At 65.6% G+C, this 7844-nt stretch carries 10 protein-coding genes; 4 read left to right on the top strand and 6 right to left on the bottom strand.

Annotated elements, in window-relative coordinates; genetic code table 11:
• The coding region (locus ACRDUX_RS01260) for an alpha/beta hydrolase (protein ID WP_526410239.1) at positions 1-234 on the top strand (234 nt) is incomplete at its 5' end.
• 95 nt (positions 235-329) lie between these two features.
• Here ACRDUX_RS01260 and hsaB read toward each other — a convergent pair.
• From hsaB to hsaA, 4 genes are read right to left on the bottom strand one after another with little or no spacing between them, the layout of a single operon-like run.
• The gene (hsaB, locus tag ACRDUX_RS01255) at positions 330-926 is read right to left on the bottom strand and encodes a 3-hydroxy-9,10-secoandrosta-1,3,5(10)-triene-9,17-dione monooxygenase reductase subunit (RefSeq protein WP_526410237.1); all 597 of its coding nucleotides are present in this window, start codon (positions 924-926) and stop codon (positions 330-332) included.
• On the bottom strand, positions 898-1800 hold the full coding sequence (hsaC, locus tag ACRDUX_RS01250; RefSeq protein ID WP_526410235.1) for an iron-dependent extradiol dioxygenase HsaC: 903 nt from the start codon (positions 1798-1800) through the stop codon (positions 898-900). The genes hsaB and hsaC overlap by 29 nt, the downstream gene beginning before the upstream one ends.
• Positions 1797-2669, bottom strand: coding sequence for a 4,5:9,10-diseco-3-hydroxy-5,9,17-trioxoandrosta-1(10),2-diene-4-oate hydrolase (hsaD, locus tag ACRDUX_RS01245; protein WP_526410233.1), 873 nt, complete (start codon positions 2667-2669; stop codon positions 1797-1799). Before hsaD ends, hsaC begins: the two co-directional genes overlap by 4 nt.
• Positions 2669-3853, bottom strand: a complete 1185-nt coding sequence (gene hsaA, locus ACRDUX_RS01240; protein WP_526410231.1) for a 3-hydroxy-9,10-secoandrosta-1,3,5(10)-triene-9,17-dione monooxygenase oxygenase subunit — start codon at positions 3851-3853, stop codon at positions 2669-2671. The genes hsaD and hsaA overlap by 1 nt, the downstream gene beginning before the upstream one ends.
• 167 nt (positions 3854-4020) lie before the next feature.
• Between hsaA and ACRDUX_RS01235 the strand changes: the two genes are divergently transcribed.
• Together ACRDUX_RS01235 and ACRDUX_RS01230 are read left to right on the top strand one after the other, a co-directional pair.
• Positions 4021-5079 (top strand): 2Fe-2S iron-sulfur cluster-binding protein, encoded by a 1059-nt coding sequence (locus ACRDUX_RS01235; RefSeq protein WP_526410229.1) that lies wholly within the window; start codon positions 4021-4023, stop codon positions 5077-5079.
• Between the two features lie 42 nt (positions 5080-5121).
• On the top strand, positions 5122-5670 hold the full coding sequence (locus tag ACRDUX_RS01230) for a hypothetical protein (protein ID WP_526410227.1): 549 nt from the start codon (positions 5122-5124) through the stop codon (positions 5668-5670).
• A 13-nt stretch (positions 5671-5683) separates the two neighbouring features.
• Here ACRDUX_RS01230 and msrA read toward each other — a convergent pair whose 3' ends face one another.
• The gene (gene msrA, locus ACRDUX_RS01225; protein ID WP_526410225.1) at positions 5684-6439 is read right to left on the bottom strand and encodes a peptide-methionine (S)-S-oxide reductase MsrA; all 756 of its coding nucleotides are present in this window, start codon (positions 6437-6439) and stop codon (positions 5684-5686) included.
• Positions 6440-6596: 157 nt separating this feature from the next.
• Here msrA and msrB point away from each other — a divergent pair, with 157 nt between their 5' ends.
• A complete protein-coding gene (gene msrB, locus ACRDUX_RS01220) occupies positions 6597-7079 on the top strand; it encodes a peptide-methionine (R)-S-oxide reductase MsrB (protein ID WP_526410241.1) in 483 nt (160 codons plus the stop codon).
• 2 nt (positions 7080-7081) lie between these two features.
• On the opposite strand, the gene ACRDUX_RS01215 is transcribed toward msrB, so the two are convergent.
• Positions 7082-7844: acyl-CoA dehydrogenase family protein (locus ACRDUX_RS01215; protein WP_526410223.1), on the bottom strand; the 763-nt coding region annotated here is incomplete at its 5' end.

The raw sequence follows: 7844 nt of genomic DNA, 5'->3' as shown, positions 1-7844 counted from the left end.
GGATGGGACAGATTCGGCGCGGAACTGCCCGCGTTGGCGGTGCCGACGCTCGCGGTGCATGGCAGCAATGACCCGATCGCGCCGATCAGCGCCATCCGGGCATACGCCGAACAGATCGAGCCCCTATCGCTGGTCGAGATCGAGGGCGGCGGCCACGACATCCTCAACGACGTCACGCATCACCGGGTCGCCGCGGCCATAACCAAGTACGTGCTCGACCGCCTCGATGACTGAGCCAAACCCGATCCGCCCTGGCCTGCACCTTCGAGGCGGCATTTCATCCCCAGAAGTTGTCCACACTGTGGATGAATGACACGGCTGTAATTCAGCTATAGCCAGGTGTCGGCGGTGGTGGTGGTGAGGAACGCGTCGAGATCGTCACGCCATTGCGCGGGCGAGGTCTTCTCCGGCTCGATGCCGGTGTAGTCACCGCGGTAGAACAGCAGCGGCCGCGGCTTCGTCTTGGGGGGTTCCGAGAGCGAGTGCACCGCGCCGAACACCACGAAGTGATCGCCACCGTCGTGTACCGAGGCCACCGAACAGTCGATGTGCGCGAGCGTGCCTCCGATCACCGGCGATCCGAGAAACGACGGGCTCCAGTCGATGCCGGCGAACTTGTCGGGCTCCCTTGAGCCGAAACGGGCCGACACGTCCTTCTGGTTCTCGTGCAGCACGTTGACGCAGAACTTCCCGCTGGCCTCGATCGCCTGCCACGATCGCGACACCTTGGTGGGGCAGAACAACACCAGCGGCGGATCGAGCGACAGTGCGGCGAACGACTGGCAGGCGAAGCCGATCGGGACGTCCTCGTGCACGGTGGTGATGATCGTGATACCAGTGCAGAACTGACCGAGCACGTGGCGGAACGTGCGCGGGTCGATTGGTTCAGCAGACACGCTAGCCCTTGAAGCCCACGCTGAAGTCATGGCCCCACAGGCTGATGGCCGTACTCTCCCGCGCCACCCAGTTATCATCCTCGACTTCGAGTCCCTCGCAACCGAATTCGATGTCGAAGCCGCCAGGAGTCTTCATGTAGAACGACAGCATCTTGTCGTTCACGTGGCGTCCGAGCGTGGCCGACATCGGAACCTTGCGGCGCAGCGCGCGATCGAGTGCCAGGCCGACATCGTCGCTGTTCCCCACCTCCATCATGAGGTGCACGATGCCACTGGGCGTCTCACCCGGCATGAACGCAAGGCTGTGGTGGCGCGGGTTGACACCGAAGAACCGCAGCCAGGCGGGCGGTCCGTCAGCCGGGCGCCCCACCAACTGCGGCGGCAGCCGCATCGAGTCGCGCAGCTTGAAGCCAAGGACGTCGCGGTAGAAGTGCAGCGACTCGACGTCGTCACGCGTGGTCAGCACGACGTGGCCGAGGCCCTGATGCTCGGTGACGAACTTGTGGCCGTAGGGGCTGACGACGCGCCGGTGCTCGAGCGCGGCGCCGTGGAACACCTCGAGCGTGTTGCCCGACGGATCGTCGAATACGATCATCTCGTCGACGCGACGGTCGGCCAATTCGGCCGCGGTGGCCTCCTTGTAGGGCGTGCCCTCGACGTCGAGCGACTTCCTGATCTCCTGCAGCCCAGCGGCGTTCGGCGTCTCCCAACCGGACTGCAACAGCCGGTCGTGCTCACCCGGCACGATCACCAGCCGCGCAGGAAACTCGTCCATGCGCAGGTAGAGGGCACCGTCGGTAGTCCCCGACCCCTCGACCATGCCGAGCACCTTCAAGCCGTACTCACGCCAGGCCGACACGTCGGTGGCCTCGAGACGCAGGTAGCCCAGTGAACGGATGCTCATCTTGCTCCCCCCAGAAAGTCGGTGGTCAGCTTGTTGAACTCGTCGAACTTCTCCAGCTGCGCCCAGTGGCCGCACTGCCCGAACACGTGCAACTGAATGCGCGCAATCTGCTTGAGGGCGACCAGTGCACCGTCGATGGGGTTCACCCGGTCCTCGCGGCCCCAGATGAGAAGCACCGGCTGGCGCAGCTTGTACACGTCGCGCCACATCATGCCGAGCTCGAAGTCAGCGCCCGCGAACGACTTTCCCATCGCCTTGGCGGCGGCCAGCGACTCGGGCTGGCTCGCGATCGCGAAGCGTTCGTCGATCAGTTCCTCGGTGATGAGCTTCTGGTCGTAGACCATGATGCGCAGGAACTTCTCCATGTTCTCGCGCGTGGGATCGACGGTGAACTTGCCGAGCAGCTTCACCCCCTCGGTGGGGTCGGGCGCGAACAGGTTCACGCTCAATCCGCCTGGACCCATCAGCACGAGCCGGCCCGCCCGTTTCGGGTTGTCAAGCGCGAACCGCACCGCAGTGCCGCCGCCGAGCGAGTTGCCCACCAGCGCAGCGCGTTCGATGCCGAGATGGTCGAACAGGTTCAGCAGGGCGGTGGCGCTGTAGCGGTTGTACTGCTCGTGTTCGGTGTGCTTGTCGGAGTGACCGTAGCCGGGCTGGTCGACGGCGAGCACGTGGAACTGCTGTGCCAGCACCGCGATGTTCTTGGAGAAGTTCGACCAGCTAGACGCGCCGGGCCCACCGCCGTGCAGGAGCACGACCGTATTCGGATTGCCCACTCCCGCTTCGTGATAATGCAGGCGCATGTCCTCGCGAACCTGCGCATAGCGGGAGGTCGACTCGAAGGTGATGTCCTGAACTGCTTGAGTCATCAGACCATCGTGTCTGCCGGCGGCAACCCGAACTCGTTGTTGCCGAAGATGAGATAAGCCCGCTCGGGCTCGTTGGCCGCGTGCACACGACCGGCATGCGCATCGCGCCAGAACCGCTGCACGGGTTGGTCGACGCCGAGTGCAGTGGCGCCGGACGCCTCGAACAGCAGATCGATCGAGGAGATCGCCCTGGCGGTGGCGCGGACCTGGTCCCGGCGGGCGCGGGCGCGCAGCTCGAACGGAATCTCCTTGTCCGCCTTCAGAAGCGCGTACTCGTCACCGACGTTGCCGATCAGCTGGCGCCAGCCTGCGTCGATGTCGCTGGCGGCTTCGGCGATGCGGACCTTGGCGAACGGATCGTCCTTGGACTTCTCGCCGGCGAACGCCGCGCGAACACGCTTGCCCTGATGCTCGACGTGGGCGTCGTACGCGCCGTAGGCCATGCCCATGATCGGCGCGGAGATGGTCGTGGGATGCACAGTGCCCCAAGGCATCTTGTACACCGGCGCGGTGTTGTTCTGCAGACCACCCGCGGTGCGGTCGTTCATCGACTTGTAGGACAGGAAGCGGTGCCTCGGCACGAACACGTCCTTCACCACGACCGTGTTGCTACCGGTGCCCTTGAGCCCAACGACGTGCCAGACGTCGTCGATGCGGTACTCGCTGCGGGGAATGAGGAAGCTGCCGAAGTCGACGGGTCGACCATCCTTGATGACCGGGCCGCCGAGGAAGGCCCACGTCGCGTGGTCACACCCCGAGGACCACTGCCATGCGCCGCTGACCAGGTAGCCGCCGTCGACGACGGTGCCTGCACCCATGGGTGCGTAGGAGGACGAGATGCGGACGCTGGAGTCCTCACCCCAGACCTCGTCCTGCGCCTGCTGATCGAACAGGGCGAGATGCCAGTTGTGCACGCCGATGATCGAGCTCACCCAGCCGGTCGAACCACAGGCACTGCCGAGCCTTCGGACCGCCTCGTAGAACGAGGTGGGGTCGCACTGCAGGCCGCCCCACTGTTCGGGCTGCAGCAGCTTGAAGAAGCCGACCTCGTCGAGTTCGGCGATGGTCTCGTCGGGCAGCCGACGCAGATCCTCAGCCGCCTGCGCGCGCTTGCCGATCAGCGGCAGCAAATCATCGATGCCGTCTAGGACCGACTGCACGTCGCGTTGTTGAATGGACGTCACTAGTTGCCTCCGGGCAGTGTGGGGCCGATACAGGATCTAGAAAGAGATTAGAACACGTTACGATTTGTGTCGAGTAAGGCATTCCTACGGCGCCTAGACCTGCGGAAGCATGTTTTTGTAACATGTTCTAGTTTTGACCCCGACTCTACGAGAAGAGAGGACCGACCGTGACGGACGAGCCGCTCGGTACCCACGTGCTCGAGCTGCAACTGGCCGACGTCATCGACGAGACCGCCGATGCACGTTCGCTCGTCTTCAAGGTGCCCGACGGGTCCCAGATACCCGCCGACCGGCTCCGCCACGCCCCCGGTCAGTTCCTCACCCTGCGGATACCGAGTGACCGCACCGGCTCGGTCGCGCGCTGCTACTCGCTGTGCAGCTCACCGTTCACCGACGACGCACTGACCGTCACCGTGAAGCGCACGGCAGGCGGATACGCGTCGAACTGGCTGTGCGACAACGCTAGTGCCGGCATGCTCCTGCACGTATTGGCGCCGTCGGGCACGTTCGTTCCCAAGACGCTCGACACCGACTTCCTGCTTCTCGCCGCAGGGAGCGGCATCACACCGATGATGGCGATCCTGAAGTCGGCGCTCTCCGAGGGCAGCGGCAAGGTCGTTCTGGTCTACGCCAACCGCGACGAGAAGTCGGTCATCTTCGCGGCCGCCCTGCGTGAACTGGCGGAGAAGTACCCCGACAGGTTCACCGCGGTGCACTGGATCGAGACGGTGCAGGGGCTGCCCAGCGCGGCCGCCCTTGGCGAACTGGTGGCACCCTACGTCGGCAGGGAGGCGTTCATCTGCGGCCCCGGCCCCTTCATGGTGGCCGCCGAGCAGGCGCTGGCGGCCGCGGGCGCCGCACCCGAACGGGTGCACATCGAGGTGTTCAAGTCATTGGAGTCCGATCCGTTTGCTGCGGTCGTCATCGCCGACGACGACAGCGACGAAGGCCCGGCGACGGCGATCGTCACCCTCGACGGTGAGACGCAGGAGATCCGCTGGCCGCGCAACGCGAAGCTGCTCGACGTCTTGCTCGACAAGGGGCTCGACGCGCCGTTCTCTTGCCGTGAAGGACATTGCGGCGCCTGCGCAGTACTGGTGAAGAGCGGGGACGTCGACATGCACGTCAACGACGTGCTCGAGCAATCCGATCTCGACGAGGGCTTGATTCTGGCGTGCCAGGCCCACCCCATCTCCGATTCAGTCGAAGTCACGTATGACGAATGACGTGCGGGCTAACATTCGCTGGACCGATCTCCTAGGAGCAATGTGAAGCGGTTGGCTGGAAGTCTCGCGGCGGTGTCGGCGATGCTGCTGACGCTTGCCGTCATCAGCCCCACCGCGGAGTCGTCGGCCGCGCAGAAGACGGCAACCAGCTCGATCCCCATCGACGCGACCACCACGCTGGAGATGCACACCACCGCCAACTGCGTCAAGGCCGAGAACCAGTGCTACTTCGACACGGCGGCCAACCTGCGCGGTGCGGACGGTGCTTACCTCCCGTTCCCCGATGATCTCTACGCCCGGCAGAACACCACCCTGCGCTCGTCGAACCGGCTGGTGTACCTGGACTCCGACTTCAACGCCCCGAACACGCGGATGATGAAGTCGATCGGGCCCGTCGAATTCCCCACGGTCTACTTCGGTGGCGGACCGCCGGAGAAGTTCATGGTGCACGGCAATACGCGGACCGTGGACTGGTCCACCGGACAGCCGAGGACCGATGCCGACTACATCGTGTGCGCCTTCATCCAGGTGGTCTACGGCGGCATCAACCTGACCACCCCGACCTCCTGCGCCCAGACCACCTACGCCTGAGCGGCGGTGTCCACTAGCCGAGTTGACCGACCAGCACCGGCTGGTCGCGGTACTCGGTGGGGAACAGTCGCTTGAGATCGTTCACCTTGGGCATGTCGTTGACCGCGATGTAGGAAGCCGTCGGGTTCGAATTCAGGTAGTCCTGGTGATACTGCTCGGCGGTGAAGAACCCGGTGTTCGGCTCGACCTTGGTGACGATCGGAGCGGGGAACACGTCGGCCTTCGACAGCTGCGCGAGGTAGGCGTCCGCGACGCGCTGCTGAGTGGCGTTCTGCGCGAAGATCGCCGAGCGGTACTGCGTGCCCTCGTCGGGACCCTGACGGTTGAGTTGCGTTGGATCCTGCACCACCGAGAAGTAGATCCGAAGGAGCTGACCGAAGGTCACCTGGGCGGGGTCGTAGGTGATGCGTACCGACTCCGCGTGCCCGGTCGTGCCCGTACTGACCGTGTCGTAGTCCGCCGTCGATCCCTCGCCGCCCGCATAGCCGGATACGGCCTGGGTCACCCCCTTGACGTGCTGGAAGACTCCCTGAACACCCCAGAAGCAACCACCGGCCAAGACGGCCGTCTCCTGCGCACCGGAGGCGGGGGCTGGCTCGTCGACGCCCGGCGCGGGCACGACGAACGACGCCGCGGTGCCGATCCCGACGAGCCTCGCCGGGCTGAAGCTGGTGCTGCCGGGATGCGCGCCGACGAACACCGCGGCCGCGATGCCCAGCACCCCCAGACTCGTCGCCAGGGCGGCCCGCCGGCGGGAAGTTTGCGTCATGACTACGAGTGTCCTGCCAAAACCGCCGCGGCGACGCCCCAGATTGTTACCGGATGCTGACGAAACGACCCGTCCACCCGGTGTCAGCCGACGTCGGCCTACCGTCGAAAGGATGACCGTCCCGACATCACCGCGCCCGAATCCGAGCCGTCGGCACGTGCTGGTCGGCGCCGCCCTGCTCGGAGTACTGGCGGGGTGCGGCTCACTGCGGCCCACCGCCGCTGCCGACACGCCACGACAGCCGGCGGGGAACTTCGAGGTCACCCACACCGACCAGGAGTGGCACCAACTCCTGTCCTCGCAGCAGTACGACGTGCTTCGCGACGCGGGCACCGAGACCCCGTTCAGCAGCCCGCTCGACGACGAACACCGGGCCGGTGTCTTCGCTTGCGCCGGTTGTGCGCTCGACCTGTTCTCGTCGGCGACCAAGTTCGACAGCGGCACCGGTTGGCCCAGCTTCTGGCAGCCGTTGGGCAACGCGGTCACCGAGCGCGACGACGGCAGCCTCGGCATGACGCGCACCGAGGTGCTGTGCCGCCGCTGCGGCGGGCACCTCGGTCACGTCTTCGACGACGGTCCGAAGCCGACCGGTCTGCGTTACTGCATGAACGGCGTCGCGATGAAGTTCCGCGCGACCTAGGGCTAACGCGGCAGGCCGAGCAACCGTTCGCCCGCGACGGTGAGCAGGATCTGCTCGGTGCCACCCGCGATGGACAGGCACCGGGTGTTCAGGAAGTACCGCACGTCGGGTGAATCCACGATGCCCGACCCGTCGTGGGAATCCATGATGGTCTCCGCCAGCTGCTGTCGGTATCGCACCCCGATCAGCTTGCGAACACTCGACGCCGCACCTGGGTCGTGACCACCGACCGCCATCTGCGCGATGAGCCGATCCAGAAGTGCCCCAACCTGTGCCGCGACGATGAGTCCTGCGAGCCGGTCCTGTTCGGCGACGTCGATCTCGCGACCCTCGATGACGTCGAGCAGGTGCTCCATGCCCTTGTCCAGCGCACCGCCGGTCGCCATTGCGACGCGCTCGTTGGCCAGGGTGGTGCGCGCCAGTGGCCAGCCGCCGTCGACGGTGCCCACCACCATCTCGTCCGGCACGAACAGATCGTCGAAGAACACCTCGTTGAAGAGGTTCTCGCCGGTGATCTCGCGGAGCGGGCGGATGTCGATACCCGGTGAGCGCATGTCGACCAGGAAGTAGGTAATGCCCTTGTGTTTCGGCGCATCCGGGTTGGTTCTAGCCAGGCAGACACCCCAGTCGGCGCGGTGCGCGTTCGACGTCCACACCTTCTGACCGTTGAGAACCCAGCCGCCCTCCGCGCGAACGGCCTTGGTGCGCAACGACGCAAGGTCCGAGCCAGCCCCCGGCTCACTGAAGAGCTGGCACCAGTAGACC

Origin of the sequence: Mycobacterium sp., from assembly GCF_050701675.1 — a bacterium.
Taxonomy (GTDB): domain Bacteria; phylum Actinomycetota; class Actinomycetes; order Mycobacteriales; family Mycobacteriaceae; genus Mycobacterium.
Note: the sequence above shows the minus strand (reverse complement) of the source record. Positions and strands in the feature narration are given on the sequence as shown.

Excerpts from the sequence above, each read along its gene's own strand:
- msrA (WP_526410225.1), bottom strand. The coding sequence starts at position 6,439 with ATGACGCAAACTTCCCGCCGGCGGGCCGCCCTGGCGACGAGTCTGGGG.
- hsaD (WP_526410233.1), bottom strand. The coding sequence starts at position 2,669 with ATGACTCAAGCAGTTCAGGACATCACCTTCGAGTCGACCTCCCGCTAT.
- hsaC (WP_526410235.1), bottom strand. The coding sequence starts at position 1,800 with ATGAGCATCCGTTCACTGGGCTACCTGCGTCTCGAGGCCACCGACGTG.
- hsaB (WP_526410237.1), bottom strand. The coding sequence starts at position 926 with ATGACTTCAGCGTGGGCTTCAAGGGCTAGCGTGTCTGCTGAACCAATC.